Source organism: Kiloniella laminariae DSM 19542 (assembly GCF_000374005.1).
GTDB classification, from domain to species: domain Bacteria; phylum Pseudomonadota; class Alphaproteobacteria; order Kiloniellales; family Kiloniellaceae; genus Kiloniella; species Kiloniella laminariae.
This window is the reverse complement of record NZ_KB893139.1, coordinates 1-22,708: the sequence shown is the minus strand read 5'-3', so window position 1 is coordinate 22,708 and position 22,708 is coordinate 1. Positions and strand designations below refer to the sequence as shown.

Here is a 22,708-nt window from a genome sequence, read left to right as displayed (position 1 = left end):
CCTAGCCCTCCATAAAGATCATTGCCGGGCTTTCCAGAAGCGATTTGATCTTCTGGACAAACACCGCTGCATCCCAGCCGTCGATCACCCGGTGATCAAAACTGGCCGAGATATTCATCATCTTGCGCGGGACAAAGGTTGTACCGTCCCACATCGGCCGGATCGCCATCTTGTTGACGCCGATGATCGCCACCTCAGGGTGATTAATCACCGGGGTTGTGGCTATGGCTCCAAGGGGACCGAGCGAGGTGATGGTAATGGTTGAACCACCCAGTTCCTCGCGGGTGGCTGTACCGGTTTTGGCAGCGGTTGCCAAACGATTGACCTCGGCGGCACAGCCCCAGATATCACGTGCTTCGGCATGTTTGATCACAGGCACCACCAGACCGTTCGGGGTCTGGGCCGCCATGCCGATATGCACACCACCGTACTGATGGACCACCCCGGCTTCATCATCAAAAATCGCGTTGAGTGCAGGTTGTTCGCCCACCGCCTTGACCAGAGAACGCATCAGGAAGGGCAGCAGCGTCAGTTTGGGTTTGTCATCTGATTTGGATTTGTTGAGCGTACCACGCAATTCTTCCAGCGCGGTCATGTCCACTTCCTCAACAATAGTGATATGCGGGATGCGCGATTTGGAAATCGACATCTTTTCCGCAATCTTGCGCCGCAGTCCCACCACCTTGATATCAGTAACAGAGGTGTTGGCCTGCAAGCCGCCGCCGGATTGAGTCGTGATGGTGCTGCCATCAAAATAGGCATCCAGATCTTCGTGGGAAATCCTCCCTGCCGGGCCGGTACCCGGCACCTGTCGCAGATCGACCCCGGCTTCCTTGGCCCGTTTACGGACCGATGGCGAGGCCAGCGGTTTCTCGCCCTCGGCTCGGGTTGGGCCGGAAACTGTGCGGCGCGCCTGAGAAGCGGCGGGTTTTTCAATAGTCACTTTGGTTCGCACGTCAGCAACAAAGGCAGAAGCAGGAGCCGTGGTTTCCGCTTTTGCACTCACCGGAGCAATAGATGCTTTCGCCTTTTCTTCTGCAGCGACATCCTTGGCGGCTTTTGCTGCTTTGGCAATCAATACCTCAGCTTCAGATCCTTTGGCCGCCTTGTCAGAAGCAGAGACATTGCCTTCACCGCTGACTTCCAGTCGGATAATCGGCGCACCAACCGACATAATATCACCGGGTTCCGCGCCGAGCCAGATCACACGACCGTCCACGGGTGATGGGATCTCCACCGTGGCCTTGTCGGTCATTACAGCGGCCAGCACCATGTCTTCCTGGACCACATCGCCAATGGCGACTTCCCATTCTACAATCTCGGCTTCGGCAACGCCCTCGCCCACATCGGGGAGCTTGATGACATATTCACCCATGATCAGGCCTCCATCACTTTAACAAGGGCCCGACCCACACGGGCTGGTCCGGGGAAATAGTCCCATTCCTGGGCATGGGGATAGGGCGTGTCCCATCCGGCCACGCGAATGATCGGAGCTTCGAGATGATAGAAGCAGGTTTCCTGCACCCGCGAGAGCAGCTCGCCCCCGAAACCCGAGGTCAGGGTTGCTTCGTGAACCACCACACAGCGTCCGGTTTTCTGGACCGAAGCAATGATAGTCTCTTCGTCCAACGGCAAGAGCGTGCGCAGGTCGATAATCTCGGCATCAATCCCGGTTTCGCGGGCGGCAGCTTCGGCCACATAGACCATGGTGCCATAAGCAAGAACGGTCACAGCAGAACCTTCGCGGGTGACCTTGGCCTTGCCCAGCGGAACAGTGTAATGGCCGTCCGGCACCTCGCCCAGCTCGTGCTTGGACCAAGGGGTGACCGGCTGTTCGTGATGGCCGTCAAAGGGGCCATTGTACAGGCGCTTGGGTTCGAGGAAGATCACGGGATCGTCGTCTTCAATCGAGGCAATCAGCAGCCCCTTGGCATCAATCGGATTGGAAGGCACCACCACCTTGAGGCCGGAAACCTGGGTAAAAACTGCTTCCGGGCTCTGGCTGTGGGTCTGTCCGCCGAAGATCCCGCCGCCTGTCGGCATGCGGATCGTGATCGGTGCGGTAAAGTCCCCGGCGGAACGATAGCGCAGACGGGCGGCTTCGGACACAATCTGGTCATAGGCCGGATAGACATAATCCGCGAACTGGATCTCGACACAGGGACGCAAGCCATAGGCCGCCATGCCAATGGCCGCGCCGACAATCCCGGATTCATTGATCGGGGTATCGAAACAGCGATTGCGACCGTATTTTTCCTGCAGGCCCTGGGTACAGCGGAACACCCCGCCGAAATACCCCACATCCTCACCAAAGACGACGACGTCTTCATCCTGGCCCATCTTGACATCCATGGCATCACGGATAGCCTGAATCATAGTCATTCTGCTCATGGTCAGATCCCCGCTTCCTGACGTTGCCGCCTCAGGTGTGGCGGCATTTCCTTATAGACATCCTCGAACATGTCGCGCGCAGAAGGGGCACCACCGGAATGCAGGGTGCCATGACTTTCGGCTTCTTTCTGGGCAATCAGAACCTGATCGCGGATTTCGGCTTCGGCCTGTTTGTGTCGCGCTTCGCTCCAGATCCCCTTGCCAATCAGGTGCAGCTTCATGCGCTCGATCGGGTCGCCCAGCGGCCAGGCATCGGACTCTTTCTTGGGACGATAGGCGGCGGGATCATCCGAGGTCGAATGACCGCCAGCGCGGTAGGTGACATATTCGATCATCACCGGGCCGAGGTTACGCCTGGCCCGTTCTGCTGCCCACTTGGCCACGGCATAAACCGCCAGATAATCATTGCCATCAACGCGCAGCGACGGAATACCAAAACCATGCCCACGGGCAGCAAAGGTGCCGGAGCCGCCCTTGGCAATGCCCTGGAAGGTCGAGATCGCCCACTGGTTGTTAACCACGTTCAGGATCACCGGAGCCTTGTAGGTCGAGGCAAAAACCAGTGAGGCGTGGAAGTCAGATTCCGCGGTGGAACCATCGCCGATCCAGCCCGCGGCAATCTTGGTATCGTGTTTGATCGCCGAGGCCATGGCCCAGCCAACCGCCTGTATATACTGGGTGCCGAGGTTGCCGGAGATCGAGAAGAAACCATACTCCTTTTCAGAGTACATGATCGGCAGTTGGCGGCCATGCAGGGGATCTTCCTCGTTGGAGTAGATCTGGTTCATCATTTTGACCATCGGATAGTCCTGGGCGATCAGCAGTCCTGCCTGTCGATAGGTCGGAAAATTCATGTCGCCCTTGACCAGTACCTTCTGGAAGGCGGTAGAGACCGCCTCTTCCCCAAGATGCTGCATATAGAAAGATGTCTTGCCCTGGCGTTGCGCCATCATCATACGCGCATCAAAGGTTCGCAGCGTCATCATATGGCGCAGGCCTTCGATCAGTTCTTCGTCGTTCAGTTCCCCCGCCCAGGGACCAACGGCTTCACCTTCACGGTTGAGTACCCGGATAATTGAATAGGCCATGTCCCTGATTTCTTCGGGAGCCACATCAATCTCTGGTCGCCGCACAGAGCCGGCACTGGGAATGTTCACATTGGAAAAGTCCGGGGTATCCCCGGGACGGAATTCTGGTTCTGGTACGTGAAGATGTAGCCGCTGTTCTTCCGACATGTATCACTCCCTCGGTGTGTCGCCCGTTTTTTGTCCGGTTATGTCAGCCAGTATGCCATATATGCACTGGTGTTTTTTGCTAAACTGAATAGTATGAAAAAAATATTTCAGCAGTTATTCACTAATATAGCCCCGTAAAGTAGAGATTTATGCAACTCGACGCCATTGACATGAAGATTCTCCGAATCCTGCAGAAAGAAGGCCGTATCCGGTCGATTGATCTGGCTGAACGGGTTGGTCTCTCGCCGACCCCCTGTGCCCGACGGGTCAAGATGCTTGAGGACGAAGGGGTGATCAAAGGCTATTCGGCCATCGTCGACCAGACCAAGCTTGGCTATATGATCAACATCTTTGTCTCGGTCGAGCTGGAAAAGCAGGCCTCGGAAAACCTCAAACTTTTTGAAGAGGCGATTGAGCGTTTTGAAGAGGTGGTGGAGTGTTATCTCATGACCGGAAGTCAGGATTTTTTGCTCAAGGTCGTTGCTCCGGATCTGATGGCTTTTGAAAAATTTCTTCAGGAAAAACTGACCCGCATCCCGACGATCCGTGCAGTCAGATCCCGCTTTGCCCTGCGGTCCATTGTCGAACGAAACTCCTTGCCCAATCCTCTGCAACAGGCCGGCTCCAAATCCCAGTTTATCAAGTAACGATATACCGAATAACGATTTTTTATCGTAAACCCGTTTCAGCTTGCATCATCAACTCTTTCTTCATCCAGCGCCTCAATAACACGGTCAAGGGCGTTCAGGATTATGCTACTGACCTGCTGGCTGCATATAATATGACGTTTATTGCCTTCCGGCATGTCATCCAAAGTATGTAAAGCCAGCCCACCACCATCAAAAGCCAGTTCTCCCAGCAGGGCAGTGGCTTCTTCCTCTGCCATAAACATATAGTCTGCCCGTCCCCGAAGGATCATGTCAGCCATTACCGCGTTTGTTTGGCTGGTCGCAGTCATTTTTGGTTTGATTGCATCGATCCTGCCATCAAGAAAACTGCCATAGGAATAGCCATCCCGGATCAAAAGCGATGCCCTGATATCAGCCAACAGCCCGTCAACCCGCTTGTGAACAAGAACTGCCATGGCATCCTGCCGGGTCAGAACCACGGCGGGTCTGTCCTGATATATCGGCAGGCTGTAACGGGCAAACATTTCACGCTCAGGGGTTTTGAACCAGCCTGTGGCACAAACCGGTTCAAGGTTTTTGCCAATTGTTACCAGCTGTCTCTTGGGTGGCATCTCTTCCCAGAAAAAAGAAACGCCTGCCTTCTGGAAAATCTCTGTTGTCCGGTCAGCAATCAGCCCGGTAACCTGCTCGCCAGACTGGCTGTAATAGGGGGCACGGGCATGAAACAGAACTTTGAGATCGGCAGCCCTTGCCGGAGCAGACGCAGCACAGAAGACAAGCAACAGAAGAACGAGAATGCGCAAAGCTAACTCTCCAACGGAGAAACACCTGCATATGAATGACGACAACAGAGCAACTTTCCACTGCCCCGAAACACCAAGTATAGAGTATATTTAACTTCCAGGCAGTCCAAAATTTGCAAAACCATTTATGGCGACCAGTTAAACAGCGTCTAACCTCATGGTTGTGAATTTAAACTTTTTTGTCAATCACCAGAATATTAATGGCGGAAAGAACAGCCGGACAGGCAAGGTTTTTAAAAGCAAAAACCCGCTATAGTATACTCAAAAAACCTGCTTCTCATGCAGTTCTGGCAAGGGCGCACGTTTACGGACCAGCAAATCCCCGAGGCTGTTCAATTTATGCTCCACCAAAGTGTCCGGGCCACCCCAAATCGGAACAGCCCGGCCAAGACGGGCCATCAGATCATAGATGATAAACTTGGCAACCGCATTTCCGCCCCGCGTCCCCTCATAAAGCAACTGCAGGGGATAGGCTGCGTTACCAACGACCGGGAAAAAGCCGACAATCAGTGCCAGCCAAGGCCGATGGGCCTTTCTGCCTGTCGAGGCAATAATCCGGCAGGTGGTATAGGTGGTCCGTACGATCACACCGGCTGAGAGATAGCCGATAACCCCGCCAAGAATCCCGATAACATCCAGAGCACCCAACGTAAAAAGTATCGCCAGGGTGATAACCTTCACAAAAGGTTTCGCCGCCATAAGAATACCGAAATCAGTAATATAGAGGCTTGTCTCTCCGGTTTCGATTTCATGCTTGAGCAGATCAGCTTCGCGATCATTGAGCTGGCGACGTTTGTGCCAGTCCTCAATGCCACGGGCAACCAGAAGACGACTGAGCTGGCTGCGATAGGAGGGTAACAGCAAAAATGCCCGTACCTTGGGCACGATATGGGTCAGCTGTTTTACCAGCTTGCTATCCCTCAACAGTTCTCCGACCTTGGTCGCAACCTTGCCCAGTCCCTGTTTGGCGAGGCGGCTGTACCAGCGAACAGGCCGGGTTTTATAATAAGCTACTTCTTCTTCAGAAATCCTGCTGCGGGCGAGGCGCGACTGCAGACTGCGTTGCAGACGCGACATAAAACGCCAATCCGTGGCATCCGGCAGTAATTCTTCGACATCACCCGCCAGCTCTGCCAGCTCTTCAGCATTCAAGACACTGCCCAGTTCCTGCTGATGCCGGGCAACATAGTCCCGCAGCCGCGGTACATCAACATCATCATAAAGCGGACGACCATTGGCCAGCGTGCGCTGAAGATAGAAAGTAAACAGCAGTATCGGGTTGGCCGGAAACAGAGCGGGAACTCCGGACTCCAGATCAACCCAGACCCAGCGGGTTTCCCCTGTATCTGTGGTTTCAAGCAGAAAGTTACTGGTTGCAACCGGGTTGCCATAACCTGCCTGCCAGGCCAGACCGTCAAAACCGGCATCAAGCAACAGCCCCTGCAGCGGCTTCATAACGTTCTCGACCAGATCCTTTATCTCGCCTTCTTTTGCCGAAGAGAAGGGATGGTGCAACGAAGGTGCCCGCCCATCGATAAATTCCATGGTTATTTCATTGGCCCGGAAATCTTCATTCCAGGAAACCGAAATAATTTCAGCAATCCGCAGTTTGCCCGGCAGCCAGAGCTTCATCAATTTTGAAAGGACCCGACGGCGACAGGCAGCCTCGGCGATTGATCCACGGTGCCAGATGTAGGGATTGTTCGCACCAAAAATTACATTGTGCACCAGGCCAGCAAGGGTCGAGCCAACAAAAATTTTCCGGGCAGTCGCCCGTCCGTCCGGAAGATAGTCCAGATATACAGTTGCGGATCGGCCTGCGCCGATCTTGCGATCTTTTAAACTCGACATGAACCCGTTTTCCAACCCTTGCATCACACACAAGCTCCCTGTCCGGCCGAACGCCAGAGCAACTTAGCGTCACCCAAACAGCCGGGAGAGCGATTGCGAGGGGCCTATATGTAGTCCTTTTTCCAACCGATGAACAGTCGTGACCGAACAAAAGATCATTTTTTTACCACTGCTCCGTCACAAACCCGTCATCACCATCACCTTGATCGTCCATCAGACATATAAAACCATATAAAGAATTCCTGATGTAGCTTGCGCCGCTTGCCAAAAAGGCCTAGTTTCAGGGATATCATTTTATTCTTCGTTAGGTAGGTGACACATGTCGAACAAATTTCTGGAGCTTCTGAGCAAGCGTGACTGGCTGCTTGCCGACGGGGCAACTGGGACAAACCTTTTCGATGTGGGTCTGGAAACCGGTGACTCGCCCGAGCTCTGGAACATCGAACAGCCCGAAAAAATCTATAATTTGCAAAAAGCCTTTGTCGATTCCGGGTCGGACATCCTCCTGACCAATACCTTTGGCGGAACGCGGAACCGGATGAAGCTGCACAAGATGGAAGACCGGGTTGCCGAGCTTAATGCGGCTGCCGTAGAAATTACCAGACGTGTCGCCAATAGTGCTGGTCGTCCCGTCATTGTCGCAGGCTCTATGGGCCCCACAGGGGATATCTTTGAGCCCGTCGGCAGCTTGACCCGTCAGGAGGGAATAGACGCCTTCCGTGAACAGGCCGTTGCTCTGGCAGGCGCAGGTGCCGATGTTCTCTGGCTTGAAACCATTTCCGCCCCGGAAGAACTTGAAGCCGCCGTTACAGCCTGCAGTGAAACCGGCCTGCCGATTGTTACCACGCTCAGCTTTGATACCAATGGCCGGACCATGATGGGGCTGACCCCAAGTAACTTTGCCCGCAAGGTCAAAGAACTCTCACCAGTCCCCGTTGCCTATGGTGCCAACTGTGGTGTTGGTGCCTCCGAAATGGTTGCTGCGCTGATCAATATGGCGATGGCGGCAGAAGAAGGCGATATCCTGGTCTCGAAAAGCAACTGTGGTATCCCCGAATATGTGGATGGCGCCATTCGTTACAACGGAACGCCGGAACTGATGGCTGACTATGCCAGAATTGCCGTCGATGCCGGGATACGCATCATTGGCGGCTGCTGTGGCACCTCACCAGATCACGTACGCCATATGCGCAATGCACTGGACAATCACACCCGGGGCAAAAAACCGAGCCTGGAAGAAGTTGTCGCCCGATTGGGAGAGATATCCAACGGCGCCCGGGAACAGAACAGCCTGGGTCCCCTCGGCTCGAAACCAGAAGCACCGGCTGGCGAAGGCCGCCGTCGCCGGGGGCGTGACCCCAAACGCAAGGCTGCTGACGACGGAAAATTCCCCGGCCAGCTCTGACCCGGCCAACTTGCGCAAGATGATCAATTAGAAAAGCCCCGGATAGAGATCCCTCTTTCCGGGGCTTTTCTATACAAACAATCAATTTCACCAAAGCTTAACATACAAAGTGATATACTCGGTTTCTACGACAATCTTGAGGTACCTTACCTGCTTCCAGGGTCGAGGATCAGGATCAACCAAAGTTGAGACCTTTCCTCTCGTTGCGTTTCTTCCTGAGGAAAAGTTTGATGATCAAAACACGCTTGAGAAAACCTGGTTTGCGATGTCTTTGGTTATCCTGCCTGTTTATGGGCGTAGTTACTCTGTTTTCAACCACTCAAGCGCGGGATCTGATCCTCTTGGCCACACCGCAGGCCCCCTTCAAGTATGAAGAAGATGGAGAACTTAAAGGGATAGATGTAGAAATCATCACTGAAGTCATGAAAAGACTTGATCTCGGCTTCAGGCTGCGCCTGATCAAGTCTGATGCCCGAATTCAGGAAGAAGCACGCCTGGGCAAGGCCGATATGCTTCTGCTCTTTTCAAAAAAGCAATCGCGGCTCGACTATCTGATTTATCCCGAAAAGTCCTACATTGATCTGACCTGGAATTTTTTCCTCCGCCGGGAAGATGCCGGAAAGTACAGGTTCAACCAGTTATCAGACCTTAAGGGGGTGACCATCGGCGCAACAAAGGATGTCGCCTATACGCCGGAATTCTGGCAGGCAGGCCTGTTGCTGGATATCACAACCAATAATGACCAGCAGATCACGAAACTGCTCGCCGGTCGTTTTGATCTGGTCCCGCTGAATACCATCAGCACCCTCTATGAGGAAAAGCGTAACGGTAATCTCGGCAAGATCTCCTATCTGCCTCATCCCTTAAAATCCACGCGTTATTACAATGTCTTCACCAAGGCTTCTGATTTTCCAGACCAGGAAAATCTCATCCGGCGTTACGATGAAATCATTGGTGAGCTACAGCAGGACGGTACAATCCAGAAGATCATGAACAAGTACCTTGGAGACCCGGAAGATATGGATATTACAGGCTAGATAATAAAAAAAACCTGCACCGCCACTGACAATCAACAGCAGCAGTACAGGGAATGGCTTCTTAAATCTTCCACAGTCTTTTATGTGAGAATAGTTTCCAGCTCTTCAATCGATCCCAAGACATGGTCTGCCAAAGTTGCAAGAACATCCCGCTCGGATGTCCCGGTCAGAACCCCGACCTTGAGCCCCGCCCCGGCATTGTGCCCCATTTCCATATCATGCAGATTATCACCGACAACCATCACCTGATCAGGGTCAAGGGACATTGCAGCACAGAAGCCCTGCACCATGCCCGCTGTCGGTTTCAGACCGTGTCCGGAATCATATCCGGCAATAAAATCAAGCTTTTCAACCGCCCCAAACCGCTTTAGCGAGCGGCGAGCGCCCTGCTCACTGTCACTGGTTGCCACCCCCAGCTTCAGTCCCCGGGCCTTCAGACGATCAAACAGCACCGAAAGATCGGTCACGGCAACAGCCGCTGTTTCCCCATCTTCCTGGAAAATTTTCTCTACCCGCTGCAACAGATCTTCATAGGCGACGCCAGGAAGGAATTCGCACCACTTGGCAATGATTTCGCCGTTGCTGCTGGCTGCGAGCATGGAACCGGGCAACACCCGATCCTGTACCGCATCATAGCCCGTCGCTTCCAGAATTCTTGCCGCCAGTGTTTCGTCTCCGGCCGCAGCCATAAGAGATGCCTTCCTGTTCAAAGGCATCCAGCTTTTGGCATAGTCAAGCAGGGTTCCGTCTTTGTCGAACAGGATACCCTTGATCACGGGACTGGTATTTTCAGACATTTTCAATTCCTATTGCGCCGCATCGGCAATCGAACTTTGCCGCAGGATGCCTTGATAGATCTCTTCATCCCCGACCACACCGACAAGGCGGCCATCTCTCACCAGCAGAACGGGATTCCCCGTTGCCTGACGCAATTCAATTGCCCGTTTCATCGTAATATCAGGCGATGCCAGAGCAACAACACAATCCGAGACAATATCCGCAAGCTCGGTCTCTTCCGAATAGGAGAAGAGCTTCAAATCAAGCTTGCCGTCAAAAGTTGCCTTGACCACGGCCCCCTGCCCGTCGAGATCCACTTTGAAGGCATCGTATTTATCCAGGATCAGCTGATCCCCATCGCGACGCATGTTCTCGACCTCGGTCATCAGCGAAGCACAGCGCAAGACATTGAGCGGGTTCATGTGGGCGACAAATTCAGCCACGTATTCATTGGCCGGATTAAGCACAATCTCTTCGGGCTCACCATACTGTACGATGCGACCACCTTCCATGATGGCGATATGTGTTCCGATTTTCAGTGCTTCGTCCAGATCGTGGCTGACAAAGATGATGGTCTTTTTAAGATTGCGCTGCAACTCCAGCAACTCGTCCTGAAGATGGTCACGGATCAAAGGATCAAGCGCGGAGAAAGGCTCATCCATCAATAGAATATCAGCATCGGTCGCAAAGGCACGCGCCAGACCGACACGCTGCTGCATCCCGCCTGACAGCTCGTGTGCATACTTGTCTTTCCACTTGTCGAGGCTGACCAGTTTCAGCTTTTCCTCGACGATGGCTTCGCGTTCTGCCTTCGGCATGCCTTTAAGTTCCAGCCCGAGCCCCACGTTCTCGGCGACGGTACGCCAGGGCAACAGTGCAAACTGCTGAAAGACCATGGAAACCCGTTCTGTCCGCATATGGCGCAAGGTTTTGGCATCACAGGACGCCACATCAACCATGGTATCGCCGTCCTGTACCAGCACTTCGCCCCGGGTCACCTTGTTCAAGCCATTGACCGCGCGCAACAATGTAGACTTGCCCGAACCGGATAGGCCCATCAGCACACAGATCTCGCCTTCCTCAATCCTGATTGAGCCATCAGCCACCCCGAGTACACAGCCGGTGGCATCAAGAATCTCTTCGCGGGTTTTCCCCGCATCGACCATTGGCACGGCTTCTTTTTGCCGATCACCAAAGATAATATCGACGTTTTTAAATTCTACTGCAGTAGATGTCATGCTTTGTTTCATCCCTTTATGCGCCCTTGACCGGAGCGTTACGCTGCTTGCACAAGCGGTCCAGCAGGATTGCGATGATCACAATGGCCAGACCTGCTTCGATCCCCATATCAGGCTTGACCTGGGACAAAGCCCGGAGCACCGGCACACCAAGGCCCGGTGCACCAACCATGGCGGCAATCACCACCATCGAAAGTGACAGCATGATACACTGGGTAACCCCGGCAATAATCGTCGGCAGGGCAAAGGGAATCTCGACCTTCCACAGCAGCTGGCTTTTGGTCGCGCCAAAAGATTCAGCCGCCTCTATCAGAGGTGTCGGCACCGAGGAGACGCCCAGGTGGGTCAGACGGATCGGGGCAGCAACAGCAAAAATCACCGTCGCAATCATCCCCGGAACCATACCAAGCCCCAGAAGGATCATCGCAGGGATAAGATAGACAAAGGTGGGAATGGTCTGCATCAGATCAAGGATCGGGCGCAAAATAGAGAACAGCCAGGGGCGATGCGCCGCAGCAACGCCAAGAGGAACCCCCACAAGCATACAAACAAGGGTCGAATAAAGCACCAGAACCAGCGACTGGATCGCTTCTTCCCAATATCCCTGATTGATGATGAAAAGCAGAGACAGAAACACAAAAAGGCTCAGCTTCCAGGATCGCTGTAAAAAATGGGCCAAGGCTGCAATCAGGGCCACCAGAACAATCGGCGGAAGATAGAGCAGGCCTTCAACTGACCCCTTGATCAGAAAGGACATAACATCCGAAAACAGATCAAAAAATCCTGAAAAATTATCGATGAGAAAATCAAAAAAACTCTCGCCCCATTTACCGACAGGAATTTTATGACCAATCAACCACTCTTCGATGCTGGACATAGTGAAACCCTTTTTGTTCTTTGAGGGTGATCCCGATGTCCTTCTCCCCTATTCCTTGATGACATGTCACCCCTGTTACATGTCGCGGAACATCCCGGAGAGAGGTATCAGGCTCCAGCCCTGATTATTTTTGTTCTGGCAGTCAGACCGTCTTCTTGCGTCGCGGACGGTTTCTTACTGTCGCTGGATTTGTTCTTGCAATGAGAACATGCAAGAGGGCTGACAGTAAAGCCAGCCCTCTGCAATCAAATGAAACAGGCAGGCAATCCTATAGACCAAGATGACCTTTTACAGCAGCCAGACCGTCGCTACCATCAAGGGTAGTCACGCCTGCAAGCCAAGCATCAAGAGCAGCCGGATTGGCTTTCAGCCATTCAGTCGCAGCAACAGGACCGTCTTTACCCTCATCCAGAATCGCGCCCATGATTTCGTTTTCCATGGCGAGAGAGAATTTCAGGTTATTCAACAGCTGGCCCACGTTCGGGCACTCGGTAGTGTAACCCTTGCGGACGTTGGTATGTACGTTTGCCCCACCAAAGTTTGGTCCGAACACATCATCCCCACCAGTAAGGTAGGTCAGCTCAAAATTAGAGTTCATCGGATGTGGTGCCCAGCCAAGGAAAACAACACCCTTGTCACGGCGGGTCGAACGGGAAACCTGCGACAACATGCCTGCTTCGGAAGATTCAACCACTTCAAAGTCTTTCAGGCCAAAGCTGTCACCATCAATCATGCCCTGAATCAGACGATTACCGTCGTTGCCCGGTTCGATGCCATAGATTTTGCCCTCGAGTTCATCCTTGAACTTTGCAATATCGGCAAAATCTTTCAGGCCCTTGTCTGCCAGGTATGTCGGTACGGCAAGAGTGTACTTGGCCCCTTCCAGGTTTGCACCGAGATCCTCAACAGAACCTTCTTCGCGGTAAGGTGCGATATCGGCTTCCATTGTTGGCATCCAGTTGCCAAGGAAAACATCAACATCACCATTTTTCAGACCAGCGTAGGTAACAGGTACGGAAAGGATCTGTGTTACTGGCTTGTAACCGAGGCCTTCCAAAACAACGGATGCCGTTGCAGTCGTTGCGGTGATATCAGTCCAACCAACATCCGAGAAAGTGACAGCCTGGCATTCCGCCGGATCAGCAGCCTGTGCAGTTGCTGAAAAGCCTGCTACCGCGATTGCCGTTGAAATTGCCAGTGTGCTGGCCGAAATCATATGCTTGAGTTTCATTCCACTTGCCTCCATTTTTCCCTCCAGAGCGGTCCAGAGGGCTATATATTATATTTAACGGCGTCTCCCTGCGAGCTTCTTATTGTTTTTTCGCAGGATAGATTGCCCGAATACGCTCCCTTTGACACGGTATAAAATTATGCAATAGGAAGCATAAAAAATATCCATGACATCTCTATCAATAATTTATTTTGATTGAACGTTCAATAAAAATAAATTATTGATGAAGGAACAAACAGACAATAACGCTGCAAAATGCCGGGATCGCCCAAAAGAAACATGCGACTGGCAAGCTGGATCTAAAGGGCAAAGGCCCCTCCAGAAACCAAGCACGCCCCTAGGACAGATGCCCCAAAGGGAACACTGCACAAGAACAGAGGAGTCGCAGGCCTTGCCGAAAGTCGGGATGGAAGAAATCAGGAAAACCCAGTTGATCGAGGCAACCATTGCTTTGATTCACGAAGAGGGTTTCACCAATGCCAGCATCTCGAAGATCAGCAAACGCGCCGGCCTTTCCTCTGGCATCGTCGCCCATTATTTTGATGACAAATCCGGCTTGTTGACAGCGACACTCCAGCATCTGATGCGCCAGCTGGGTGAAGAGACCTCTATCCGTCTTGCCAAAGCAAAAACCCCTATAGAACGTCTCCTCGCCGTCGTTTATTCCAACTTTGCCCACGACCAGTTCAAACCTGGCGTTGTTGATGTCTGGCTCGCTTTCTGGGCACTTGTTCCAACATCGCCAGAATTGGCCCGCCTGCACCGGATCAACGAACGCCGGATGCACAGTAATTTCCAGCATGCACTTAAACCGCTGTTGCCAGCCTCAATGGTACGAAGCACAGCAACCGGGCTTGCCGCGATGGTCGAAGGGCTCTGGATCCGCTGCGCCCTGACAGCTGGTGGCGTGACACCGAAAGAAGCGATCTCTATTATGGAAAGCTATATCAACAGCCAGATCCTTGTCTTCCAGGATACAACCGGCAAGACAAGCGCCACTACGGGCAGGCTTCTTACCGAGTAAGCTCCGCTTGCCTTGTAATCAGCCCCCCGTTTTAAAACATGCACGTAAGTTAATGCGACATCAGACCTTAAGGACACGCGATCATGAGTAAGCTCCCCACCCAAAAACTTTACATCAATGGCGGGTACGTGGATGCCACCTCGGGACAGACCTTTGAAACCATCAACCCGGCAACAGGCGAAGTGATTTGCGACGTACAGATCGCCTCGGCAGCAGATGTCGACAAAGCCGTTGCCGCAGCCAAGGCGGGCTTTAAAGTCTGGTCAAAGATGAGCGGGACAGAGCGCAGCCGTATTCTGCTGCGGGCCGTGGCGCTGCTGCGTGAACGCAACGATGAACTGGCAGCGCTGGAAGTCACGGATACAGGGAAGCCCTTGCAGGAAGCCAACTGTGTCGACGTTGAATCCGGCGCGGAATGCATTGAATATTTTGCCGGGCTTGCCGCTTCGCTGAACGGCGAGCACATCCAACTGGCCAACGGCAATTTTGCCTTCACCCGCAAGGAGCCTTTGGGTGTTTGTGGTGCGATTGGCGCCTGGAACTACCCGATCCAGATCGCCTGCTGGAAATCTGCTCCCGCTCTCGCCTGTGGCAATGCCATGGTCTACAAGGCGTCGGAAGTCACCCCCTTGACCGCACTGAAATTGGCCGAGATATACACCGAAGCCGGACTGCCTGACGGCGTCTTCAATGTGGTTTCCGGTCTTGGTCCGGTTGGACAGATGCTGGCAGAACACGAGGGCATCGAGAAGATCTCCCTGACGGGCTCTGTGCCAACGGGCAAACGCGTGATGGAATCAGCGGCCAAGACCCTCAAGCACGTCACACTTGAACTGGGCGGGAAGTCCCCGCTGATCGTTTTTGAGGATGCCAAGCTCGATAACGCGGTCTCCGCCGCCATGCTGGCAAATTTCTATACCCAGGGTGAAATCTGTTCCAACGGCACCCGTGTCTATGTTCACAAGGACATCAAGGACAAGTTCATTGAGAAGCTGATTGCCCGTACCGAGAAAATGATCATCGGCGATCCGATGAACCCGGAGACCCAGGTTGGCTCCCTGATCCACCGCGATCACATGGAAAAGGTACTCGGTTACATCGAGATCGGACAGAAAGAGGGCGCAACCCTCGCCTATGGTGGCAAGCAGGTAACCGTGAAAGGCTTTGAAAAAGGCAACTTCCTCCAGCCCGCAGTCTTCACCAATGTCACAGCGGACATGCGCATTGCCCGCGAGGAAATCTTCGGTGCTGTCATGTCCGTCATCACCTTCAGCGATGAAGATGAAGTGGTCGCTGCGGCAAACGACACGCAGTTCGGTCTTGCCGCCGGGGTCTTTACCCAGGACATCACCCGCGCCCACCGCGTCATCGCCAACCTCGAGGCAGGTACCTGCTGGATCAACAACTACAACATCACCCCGATAGAAATGCCCTTTGGTGGCTACAAGCAATCGGGCATCGGACGTGAAAACGGCACTGTTGCAGTGGACCACTTCACTCAGTTGAAGTCGGTTTATGTGGAAATGGGGGACGTGGACTGCCCTTACTAGGGCCAGTCTGTTGCCTGATCACTTTTACCAGGCCCTTTCCAGAGGGTCGAAAACAACTGGTTTCTGAAGGCGCACTCAAGAACAGCACCCCTCAGAAACCCTGACGACAACATGGACAAAAGAACCTTGAGCGAAACCTTTGATCTGCATCCACGCCTGAAAGCCGATACGCTTCTTGTCACAGACCTGCAGCATTGCCGGGTCCTGCTGATGAACGACAGTCGCTATCCCTGGCTTATTCTGGTACCGCGGAGCAATGGCTTGCGCGAACTGCACGATCTGGGGGCGACAGAACTCGCTGCCGTCATGGAAGAAGTTCGCAAGGTCTCCGAGGTTCTGGTGCAGGATTTTTCGGCTTTCAAGATCAATGTTGCCGCCTTGGGCAACATGGTTCCGCAACTGCACATCCATGTTATCGCACGTTCACAGAGCGACCCGGCCTGGCCGGGTCCGGTCTGGGGCGTTGGAGCGCCGCTTGCCTACAGCGATGAAGCAAGCAGCGTTCTCCTGCTAAAACTTGAAGCCGCAATCGGGGACGGGAAGCTCTCAACCTGAGAAAGACAGCCTCCCTGAGCACTGCTCAAGATCGTCTTTCTCAGGCTCCTGCCTAACCTCAGTCCCGCACACCCGTTGCGGCTTCTTTTTTCATCGGCTTCCGAAAACCGGATCGCTTATCCCGTTGTTCGGGATATAGCAGATACTGCTTTGGACAAACGCCAGCCAGTGAAGTCTCTTCTATACCTGCAGAACACGGATCAGGAAAACCCTATCTGCTGCATGGAATTGTCCATTCGCGACAGCTGGCCCTAAAATCAGCCATGGCCCAAGCCTCGATTATCGTGTTTGTCATCTAGTTGGAATAGTCATCCCGAATGGTGTAGACCAACTCGCTGGTCGGGAGCTTGTCGATAACACCGGTCGATAATTTACGGGAGATAGCCTCTTCCTGGGAGATATACAGGCGATTGCTTTCGCTGTTGAGGAAGGCCTCGATCTCGCTCTCGTTAAAGCTGGTACAGCTGCCATAAATCTTTTTAAACAGACTGTTATAGCGCTTGTTTTCCTGAAGAAGTTGCGAAATCGCCGTTGGGTCCTGCCAGGAGGAATCACGGATCTTGGCCGGATGCAGCAGGAAGTAGGAACTGTCTACACCCAAGCGACGCGTTCCTGCACAATAAAGCATGGTCGCGGCTGAGCTGACATCCGAAAGATTGATCGTGGTTACCGGCACAGGCATGCTGCGGATCGCCTGATAGGCAATATACCCTGCATCCATGTCTCCACCGTAGCTGCTGATCAACAGATAGATATTTTTAACATTGGGGTAATTCATCTCGATATTGTGCAGATCCAGCACCAGTTCATTGACACTGGGCATGGAAACATCGGCAAGGAAATAGATCGACACACTTGCGACCTCATCCTTGCCGATTTCCTTTTCAACCGAGCCAATGACAACCTCGTCTGCAGACGCTGTAGCGATCCCCAGGCTCATCATCAGAGCAGCCAATATCGTTTTTCCCATTATCCCCTCCCGGTAGCAAAGCAGCCAAATGACGAAGCGGGAAGCAGTCAGCCTCCATCGCGGGGGCACCCTGCCCTTTCAAATCGCCATGCGCAGGCATATTCACACCAATTACAGGAACAAGTAAACGACAATATCCAAGCTTGCCCGGGAGGTTAGCTATTTTTTCGACAGACAGCCCGATAGAGAATCTGCCAGTCCCTTCATCAGGCGCGGATAGGCATCAGCCCCTTTTTCCAGGCTTGCGCCAAGAGGATCAAGTTCGCCAATCTCTACAGGAAGGTTTTCGCTCAACACCTCAACCACCGCAGGCTGGAACTGTGGTTCCCGGAACACACAGACCGCCCCACTTTCCTCAAGCAGGTGACGCAGTTCACTCAAGCGCTTTGCTCCGGGCTTACGTTCAGGATTAAGCGTCACAGCTCCGACGACATTCAGGTCAAAAGTCTGCTCAAAATATTGATAAGCATCATGAAACACCAGATAGGGCTTTGTGGAAACCGGGGCGAGTTTCCCGGCAATATCCTGCTTCAAAACGACCAAAGAAGCCTGGGTTTTACTGACGTTTGCCGCATAAATCTCGGCATGAGCAGGATCAATCCGCGCCAACTCCTCCCCAACCCGGGCGACAATCACCGCTGCATTATCAAGCGACAGCCAGATATGGGAGTCATACTTTCCATGATTATGATCATGATCTTCGTCATGATGGTGGGCCTCTTCGCTATGCGCATCATGCCCCGGCCCACGATCGTGGTCGTGGTCGTGGTCGTGGTCGTCGTCCTGATCGTGGTCGGGCTCAGTTTCTGCTCGCCCAGCATGATCATGTCCTTCTGCTTCTTCCGCGTGATTGTGCCCTTCTTCGGTTTCCCATGCCCCGGCCGTCCGATTTTCCAAAAGCGTAATACCAGCAATATCCATCAGCTCAAGCGCATGACCCGTCCCACCATTTTCAGCTTTCTGATGCAGGGACTTCACCAGAAATGTTTCCATACCCTCACCAACCCAGACCACCAGATCAGCCGAGTTGAGGGCACGCACCTGGGAGGGACGCAGACTATAACCATGCGGAGAAGCGCCCTGGTCAATCAAAAGCTCGGGTTCTCCTACCCCTTCCATTACCGACTGGACCAGCGCGTGGATCGGCAAAATCGAAACAGCAACTCGGGGAGCTTCATCGGCCAGAGCACTCCCGGTTATCAGAACTCCCAATGGCAGGGCGAACAGGGTTGAAAACGATTTCTTCGGCATGAGGCTCAATAAAGCAGCGGATGTTAGCCTGGAAAAACGGGACATTGGGGTTCCTCGAACGAATCATAGTTTACGAATTATTTTGAAAAATATAATATTGTTATGTTATAACATTTACAGTTCTGTCAAGACACGATATTTAAAGAGCCATGAAAAACTTCGACACCGTTTCTCTTTCTTTTGATACCAACAACCACGATCACGGGCGCTGTATTCATACCGCCATGAAGGTGGCAGACAAGCTGTGCCTGTCGCGGAGTGTACGCCTTACCCCGGCTCGCCGACGGGTACTTGAGCTGATCTGGGAAAGCCATCATCCTGTCGGAGCTTATGATGTCCTGTCGAAATTATCCCAGGAAAGCGGCAAAACGGCCCCACCGACGGTCTATCGGGCTCTCGAGTTCCTGATGGAGCAGGGCCTGATCCACCGGATTGAATCGCTGAATGCCTACGTCGGCTGCGCCCACCCCGCCGAGGAACATGCCGGACTGTTTCTGATTTGCACGGACTGCGGTTGTGCTGCCGAGGTTCATGACGAGGCAATTGATCAGGCGATTGTGACCAAGGCTGCAACACTGGGCTTCCGTCCAGAGCAGCGTACCCTTGAAGTCAGAGGCACCTGCCCGGACTGCCGCCCCAATTCGTAGAGATCCGAATTCAGTAGAGGCTTTTTATCATTAAGCCGGTGCTTAAAACACCTGAGCATTTCTGCAAGACCAGATAAAACAAGGAAACACGGCCAAAATGGTCAGAGAAGTGGCAAGTCAAAAAAACGGTTCCCCAACATCTCCCCTTCTCCAAAGTGAAGTGGACTGCGGTTGTGGACATGATCATAGCAGTGTAAACCCTGCCAGTGGAGAACCTCTGATCCAGGCCAGTGATCTGACCGTGGAGTTTGGTGGCCGTGTTGCCCTTGACCAGGTAAACCTTACCGTTCATCGCAACGAGATTGTTACACTGATCGGCCCCAATGGCGCGGGAAAATCAACCTTGATCCGGGCCCTCTTGCAGGCAATCAGGCCAAGCAAGGGCGAGGTATGGCGTCGTCATGGACTGGTGATCGGTTATGTACCGCAAAGACTGAACATTGACCCGATCATGCCCATGACCGTCGAGCGCTTCCTTTCAATCCCGTCTCCCCATTCTCTTGCCGACCGCAAGGAAGCCCTGCTCAGTGTCGGTGCAGCACAAACCCTGGAACAGCCGGTACAGAGTCTGTCAGGGGGCGAGTTTCAACGGGTTCTGCTGGCCCGGGCAATTCTACGCAAACCGGACTTGCTGGTTTTGGATGAACCTGTTCAAGGTGTTGATTTTCAGGGACAAACTGAACTTTATCGCCTAATTTCCCGACTGCGCGAACAAAACGGCTTTGGCATTCTGATGGTTTCCCACGACCTGCATATCGTCATGGCTGAAACCGACCGTGTGGTCTGTATCAATGGACATGTCTGCTGTTCCGGTGCACCGACCCAGGTCAGCGACAGCCCGGAATATCTGGCCCTGTTTGGCGGCCAGACCAAACCGGGACTGGCGGTCTATCATCACCTGCATGACCACTCCCATGACGGGACAGAAGCCCATCAGCACATACACGGGTCTGATTGCCACCACCCTGACGAACCGGAAACCGCCCGGAAAGAGAGAAACTGATCATGGAAGATTTTCTGCTTCGGGCTCTGATCGCCGGGGTTGGGGTTGCCTTGATCTCTGGACCTCTCGGCTGTTTTGTTGTCTGGCGGCGCATGGCCTACTTTGGCGACACCCTTGCTCATTCCGCCCTGCTCGGGGTCGCACTGGGCCTTCTGCTTGGTTTTAATCTCACGCTCGGGATCGTTGCTACGGCTATCATGATTGCTCTGCTGGTCACCCTGTTCCAGCACCAGAAACGTATCGCCAGTGACACCCTTCTCGGTATTCTTGCCCATTCCAGTCTTGCCATCAGCCTTGTCGTGCTGGGTCTGTTACAGGGCTATCGGGTTGATCTGCTGTCTTACCTTTTTGGCGATGTTCTCGCCGTAACCCTTGAAGACATCTACTGGATCTATGGCGGCGGCACCATCGCTCTGGCGTTGCTTGGCTATATCTGGAAAGACCTGCTCGCCCTGACCCTGCATGAGGAGTTGGCCCGAGCTGAAGGCATCAACATCACCCTGACCCAAACCCTGTTCATGGTAACAGTGGCGATTGTCATAGCCATTGCCATGAAAGTTGTCGGGGTCCTGTTGATCACTTCGCTGCTGATTATCCCCGCTGCGGCTGCCCGCCGCTTCGCCCGAACTCCGGAACAGATGGCGGCAATCGCCGCCCTGATCGGCGGCGCTTCTGTCGTCGCAGGTCTGTTTGGCTCACTGCAGTGGGACACCCCTTCGGGGCCTTCCGTTGTTGTCGCACAGTTGATGTTGTTTCTTGGCAGTCTGCTGGCTGGCTCACTGCTGCGCACAGTGCGACCCTAGCTAACAGACAGGGGTTTTGATATTTTCAGACAGCCCTGTGCTTTAATCGCCAGTTCCTCATTGATAAAGCTCTGTTTCAATTCAGCTTCCAGCCAACTGCGGAAGATTTTGATCTTGCGTGAATTCCGGCGCGCTTCAGGATAGACCAGCCAGTATCCACAGCCCTCAATATCTTTACAAACCAGATCGAAAGGCTGGATCAGACTCCCCTCATTCAGCGCCTTGCGATAAAATAACGGCGTGAGAACAGCGACGCCTTGTCCCGCCATGGCAGCTGTGGCTTCAAGTGTCTGCGACCCCAATCGGTTCCTCGGGCGTGTGCTCAAATCATCTAATGATGTTCCTGCTGCATCAAACCAGACTTTCCACCAGGGATCACTTGCATCAATAAACGGCAGCCTGAGCAGATCGGCAGGCTCTTTTATTCCCCCAATGCTTTCAGCCAATCCAGGGCTGAGCATCGGGGTGAAGGATGCCGGCATTAGCAAATGATTGACAAGTCCCGACCAGTTTCCCATGCCTGAGCGTATCCCCAGATCGAACTCTTCCCGCGCAAAATTTCGCATCTCCTGCGAGGCATCAAGCCGAACGGCCAGGTTGCAATGTTCCATCTGAAAACGCCCGATACGTTCAACCAGATAGTTGGCGGCAAAAGTCTGAAGCGTCGAGATTGTCAACAGGGACTGGCTGTCGTCTTCTTCTGCAGCAAAGGCATTGTGCAGCAGATCAAAGGCCTGACTGACCACCGGTGCCAGCCGCAACCCTGTTTCCGACAGGCTCACCTGCCGGGGCTTGCGCAAAAACAGATTGGACCCAACCCGCTCTTCAAGGATCTTGATCTGGTAACTGACAGCAGCCTGGGTCATGCCCAGTTCTTCCGCTGCACGGGTAAAGCTACAATGTCTGGCAGCCGCTTCAAAAACCCGAAGCGATGACAGGGGGGGCAATCGAGATGGCGCCATACATAAATCCTCCTTATGCAATGTAATCGGATTTTAGTTGGATATCCAGCCTGGAAAAGCGCAAATTTCTTTCATGTTCAACAAGATTATATTATCAGAAAGAGAAGAGAACATCATGACTGACATTTGTAACAGCTGTATCAAAATTCAGCCAAAACGAAGAAGTGTTTCCGGAGAATTTTTCAACTTACTTACTGTAAGAGACCTCAGCAAAACGTCTTTATCTGAGTAATTTACGAATAATGTGTAATGCTTTTGGCTTCGAGCAAAGGCTTTACACATTATTCGTTGTCACAAAGAGATCATTTTGGGTTGTTTAGTCGCTTTACCCATAGGCTTTTCGAAACCTTTCGCCCTTATTTAAATTCCATCCGATAGCTGCGAGTGTAAAGTGTACATGGGTTCGAGCCAGCCCCATAAAGCGGGAGCGGCCCATTCCCCAGAGCCGCTTCATCGATCCAAAGATTGC

Annotated in this window: 22 protein-coding genes; 9 read left to right on the top strand and 13 right to left on the bottom strand. The window is 53.1% G+C overall.

All coding sequences use genetic code 11. The features are described from left to right. Position 1: 1 nt before the first annotated feature. The 3 genes from B152_RS0109330 to B152_RS0109320 are packed head-to-tail and all read right to left on the bottom strand — an operon-like array spanning position 2 to position 3,626. Positions 2–1,375: a dihydrolipoamide acetyltransferase family protein gene (locus B152_RS0109330; protein WP_020592145.1), complete on the bottom strand. Its 1,374-nt coding sequence runs from the start codon at positions 1,373–1,375 to the stop codon at positions 2–4. A gap of 2 nt (positions 1,376–1,377) precedes the next feature. Then, entirely contained in the window at positions 1,378–2,391 is a 1,014-nt protein-coding gene (locus tag B152_RS0109325) for an alpha-ketoacid dehydrogenase subunit beta (RefSeq protein ID WP_026261423.1), read from the bottom strand. A gap of 2 nt (positions 2,392–2,393) precedes the next feature. Further along, on the bottom strand, positions 2,394–3,626 hold the full coding sequence (locus tag B152_RS0109320) for a 3-methyl-2-oxobutanoate dehydrogenase (2-methylpropanoyl-transferring) subunit alpha (protein WP_020592143.1): 1,233 nt from the start codon (positions 3,624–3,626) through the stop codon (positions 2,394–2,396). A gap of 149 nt (positions 3,627–3,775) precedes the next feature. On the opposite strand from B152_RS0109320, the gene B152_RS0109315 reads away from it, so the two are divergent. Continuing rightward, a complete protein-coding gene (locus B152_RS0109315; protein ID WP_020592142.1) occupies positions 3,776–4,273 on the top strand; it encodes an Lrp/AsnC family transcriptional regulator in 498 nt (165 codons plus the stop codon). Positions 4,274–4,311: 38 nt separating this feature from the next. Here B152_RS0109315 and B152_RS25265 read toward each other — a convergent pair whose 3' ends face one another. Both B152_RS25265 and B152_RS0109305 read right to left on the bottom strand, forming a co-directional pair. Then, complete coding sequence (locus B152_RS25265; RefSeq protein ID WP_020592141.1) at positions 4,312–5,058, bottom strand: transporter substrate-binding domain-containing protein; 747 nt, start codon at positions 5,056–5,058, stop codon at positions 4,312–4,314. Positions 5,059–5,319: 261 nt separating this feature from the next. Further along, the gene (locus B152_RS0109305) at positions 5,320–6,909 is read right to left on the bottom strand and encodes a hypothetical protein (RefSeq protein ID WP_157231013.1); all 1,590 of its coding nucleotides are present in this window, start codon (positions 6,907–6,909) and stop codon (positions 5,320–5,322) included. Positions 6,910–7,228: 319 nt separating this feature from the next. Between B152_RS0109305 and bmt the strand changes: the two genes are divergently transcribed. Next, a complete protein-coding gene (gene bmt / locus B152_RS0109300) occupies positions 7,229–8,314 on the top strand; it encodes a betaine--homocysteine S-methyltransferase (protein WP_020592139.1) in 1,086 nt (361 codons plus the stop codon). A 230-nt stretch (positions 8,315–8,544) separates the two neighbouring features. After that, the gene (locus B152_RS0109295) at positions 8,545–9,351 is read left to right on the top strand and encodes a substrate-binding periplasmic protein (protein WP_020592138.1); all 807 of its coding nucleotides are present in this window, start codon (positions 8,545–8,547) and stop codon (positions 9,349–9,351) included. An 80-nt stretch (positions 9,352–9,431) separates the two neighbouring features. On the opposite strand, the gene B152_RS0109290 is transcribed toward B152_RS0109295, so the two are convergent. The 4 genes from B152_RS0109290 to B152_RS0109275 form a co-directional block, all read right to left on the bottom strand. Further along, positions 9,432–10,148, bottom strand: coding sequence for an HAD family hydrolase (locus B152_RS0109290; RefSeq protein WP_020592137.1), 717 nt, complete (start codon positions 10,146–10,148; stop codon positions 9,432–9,434). Between the two features lie 9 nt (positions 10,149–10,157). Continuing rightward, positions 10,158–11,366, bottom strand: coding sequence for a choline ABC transporter ATP-binding protein (choV, locus tag B152_RS0109285; RefSeq protein WP_020592136.1), 1,209 nt, complete (start codon positions 11,364–11,366; stop codon positions 10,158–10,160). A gap of 16 nt (positions 11,367–11,382) precedes the next feature. Then, entirely contained in the window at positions 11,383–12,243 is an 861-nt protein-coding gene (gene choW / locus B152_RS0109280; RefSeq protein ID WP_020592135.1) for a choline ABC transporter permease subunit, read from the bottom strand. Between the two features lie 268 nt (positions 12,244–12,511). Beyond that, positions 12,512–13,474, bottom strand: coding sequence for a choline ABC transporter substrate-binding protein (locus B152_RS0109275; RefSeq protein WP_211212178.1), 963 nt, complete (start codon positions 13,472–13,474; stop codon positions 12,512–12,514). Positions 13,475–13,865: 391 nt separating this feature from the next. Here B152_RS0109275 and betI point away from each other — a divergent pair, with 391 nt between their 5' ends. The 3 genes from betI (at position 13,866) to B152_RS0109260 (ending at position 16,603) form a co-directional block, all read left to right on the top strand. Beyond that, positions 13,866–14,498, top strand: a complete 633-nt coding sequence (betI, locus tag B152_RS0109270; protein ID WP_026261421.1) for a choline-binding transcriptional repressor BetI — start codon at positions 13,866–13,868, stop codon at positions 14,496–14,498. An 83-nt stretch (positions 14,499–14,581) separates the two neighbouring features. After that, on the top strand, positions 14,582–16,048 hold the full coding sequence (gene betB, locus B152_RS0109265; protein WP_020592132.1) for a betaine-aldehyde dehydrogenase: 1,467 nt from the start codon (positions 14,582–14,584) through the stop codon (positions 16,046–16,048). A gap of 111 nt (positions 16,049–16,159) precedes the next feature. Next, positions 16,160–16,603: an HIT domain-containing protein gene (locus B152_RS0109260; protein ID WP_020592131.1), complete on the top strand. Its 444-nt coding sequence runs from the start codon at positions 16,160–16,162 to the stop codon at positions 16,601–16,603. 295 nt (positions 16,604–16,898) lie between these two features. On the opposite strand, the gene B152_RS25260 is transcribed toward B152_RS0109260, so the two are convergent. Then, complete coding sequence (locus B152_RS25260) at positions 16,899–17,573, bottom strand: ATP-dependent Clp protease proteolytic subunit (RefSeq protein ID WP_020592130.1); 675 nt, start codon at positions 17,571–17,573, stop codon at positions 16,899–16,901. Positions 17,574–17,732: 159 nt separating this feature from the next. Then, positions 17,733–18,824 carry a zinc ABC transporter substrate-binding protein ZnuA gene (gene znuA / locus B152_RS0109250; RefSeq protein ID WP_026261420.1) on the bottom strand — a complete coding sequence of 364 codons (1,092 nt, stop codon included), beginning with the start codon at positions 18,822–18,824 and terminating at the stop codon, positions 17,733–17,735. Positions 18,825–18,973: 149 nt separating this feature from the next. On the opposite strand from znuA, the gene B152_RS0109245 reads away from it, so the two are divergent. The 3 genes from B152_RS0109245 to B152_RS0109235 all read left to right on the top strand — a co-directional run bounded on the left by B152_RS0109245 (position 18,974) and on the right by B152_RS0109235 (position 21,277). After that, positions 18,974–19,471 carry a Fur family transcriptional regulator gene (locus tag B152_RS0109245; RefSeq protein ID WP_020592128.1) on the top strand — a complete coding sequence of 166 codons (498 nt, stop codon included), beginning with the start codon at positions 18,974–18,976 and terminating at the stop codon, positions 19,469–19,471. A 97-nt stretch (positions 19,472–19,568) separates the two neighbouring features. Next, positions 19,569–20,474, top strand: a complete 906-nt coding sequence (locus B152_RS0109240; RefSeq protein ID WP_020592127.1) for an ATP-binding cassette domain-containing protein — start codon at positions 19,569–19,571, stop codon at positions 20,472–20,474. Positions 20,475–20,476: 2 nt separating this feature from the next. Next, positions 20,477–21,277, top strand: a complete 801-nt coding sequence (locus tag B152_RS0109235) for an iron chelate uptake ABC transporter family permease subunit (RefSeq protein WP_020592126.1) — start codon at positions 20,477–20,479, stop codon at positions 21,275–21,277. Here the strand turns inward: B152_RS0109235 and B152_RS23115 are convergent. Both B152_RS23115 and B152_RS26615 read right to left on the bottom strand, forming a co-directional pair. After that, the gene (locus tag B152_RS23115) at positions 21,274–22,239 is read right to left on the bottom strand and encodes a LysR substrate-binding domain-containing protein (protein WP_020592125.1); all 966 of its coding nucleotides are present in this window, start codon (positions 22,237–22,239) and stop codon (positions 21,274–21,276) included. The genes B152_RS0109235 and B152_RS23115 overlap by 4 nt on opposite strands. 325 nt (positions 22,240–22,564) lie before the next feature. Further along, positions 22,565–22,693: a hypothetical protein gene (locus B152_RS26615; protein ID WP_083921885.1), complete on the bottom strand. Its 129-nt coding sequence runs from the start codon at positions 22,691–22,693 to the stop codon at positions 22,565–22,567. Between the last annotated feature and the right edge of the window lie 15 nt (positions 22,694–22,708).

What these genes read in the sequence shown, in the direction of transcription:
- B152_RS0109330 (WP_020592145.1), bottom strand. Translation starts at nt 1,375, where the DNA reads ATGGGTGAATATGTCATCAAGCTCCCCGATGTGGGCGAGGGCGTTGCC.
- B152_RS0109325 (WP_026261423.1), bottom strand. Translation starts at nt 2,391, where the DNA reads ATGAGCAGAATGACTATGATTCAGGCTATCCGTGATGCCATGGATGTC.
- B152_RS0109320 (WP_020592143.1), bottom strand. Translation starts at nt 3,626, where the DNA reads ATGTCGGAAGAACAGCGGCTACATCTTCACGTACCAGAACCAGAATTC.
- B152_RS0109315 (WP_020592142.1), top strand. Translation starts at nt 3,776, where the DNA reads ATGCAACTCGACGCCATTGACATGAAGATTCTCCGAATCCTGCAGAAA.
- B152_RS0109305 (WP_157231013.1), bottom strand. Translation starts at nt 6,909, where the DNA reads ATGTCGAGTTTAAAAGATCGCAAGATCGGCGCAGGCCGATCCGCAACT.
- bmt (WP_020592139.1), top strand. Translation starts at nt 7,229, where the DNA reads ATGTCGAACAAATTTCTGGAGCTTCTGAGCAAGCGTGACTGGCTGCTT.
- B152_RS0109295 (WP_020592138.1), top strand. Translation starts at nt 8,545, where the DNA reads ATGATCAAAACACGCTTGAGAAAACCTGGTTTGCGATGTCTTTGGTTA.
- B152_RS0109290 (WP_020592137.1), bottom strand. Translation starts at nt 10,148, where the DNA reads ATGTCTGAAAATACCAGTCCCGTGATCAAGGGTATCCTGTTCGACAAA.
- choV (WP_020592136.1), bottom strand. Translation starts at nt 11,366, where the DNA reads ATGACATCTACTGCAGTAGAATTTAAAAACGTCGATATTATCTTTGGT.
- choW (WP_020592135.1), bottom strand. Translation starts at nt 12,243, where the DNA reads ATGTCCAGCATCGAAGAGTGGTTGATTGGTCATAAAATTCCTGTCGGT.
- B152_RS0109275 (WP_211212178.1), bottom strand. Translation starts at nt 13,474, where the DNA reads ATGAAACTCAAGCATATGATTTCGGCCAGCACACTGGCAATTTCAACG.
- betB (WP_020592132.1), top strand. Translation starts at nt 14,582, where the DNA reads ATGAGTAAGCTCCCCACCCAAAAACTTTACATCAATGGCGGGTACGTG.
- B152_RS0109260 (WP_020592131.1), top strand. Translation starts at nt 16,160, where the DNA reads ATGGACAAAAGAACCTTGAGCGAAACCTTTGATCTGCATCCACGCCTG.
- B152_RS25260 (WP_020592130.1), bottom strand. Translation starts at nt 17,573, where the DNA reads ATGGGAAAAACGATATTGGCTGCTCTGATGATGAGCCTGGGGATCGCT.
- znuA (WP_026261420.1), bottom strand. Translation starts at nt 18,824, where the DNA reads ATGCCGAAGAAATCGTTTTCAACCCTGTTCGCCCTGCCATTGGGAGTT.
- B152_RS0109245 (WP_020592128.1), top strand. Translation starts at nt 18,974, where the DNA reads ATGAAAAACTTCGACACCGTTTCTCTTTCTTTTGATACCAACAACCAC.
- B152_RS0109240 (WP_020592127.1), top strand. Translation starts at nt 19,569, where the DNA reads ATGGTCAGAGAAGTGGCAAGTCAAAAAAACGGTTCCCCAACATCTCCC.
- B152_RS0109235 (WP_020592126.1), top strand. Translation starts at nt 20,477, where the DNA reads ATGGAAGATTTTCTGCTTCGGGCTCTGATCGCCGGGGTTGGGGTTGCC.
- B152_RS23115 (WP_020592125.1), bottom strand. Translation starts at nt 22,239, where the DNA reads ATGGCGCCATCTCGATTGCCCCCCCTGTCATCGCTTCGGGTTTTTGAA.
- B152_RS26615 (WP_083921885.1), bottom strand. Translation starts at nt 22,693, where the DNA reads ATGAAGCGGCTCTGGGGAATGGGCCGCTCCCGCTTTATGGGGCTGGCT.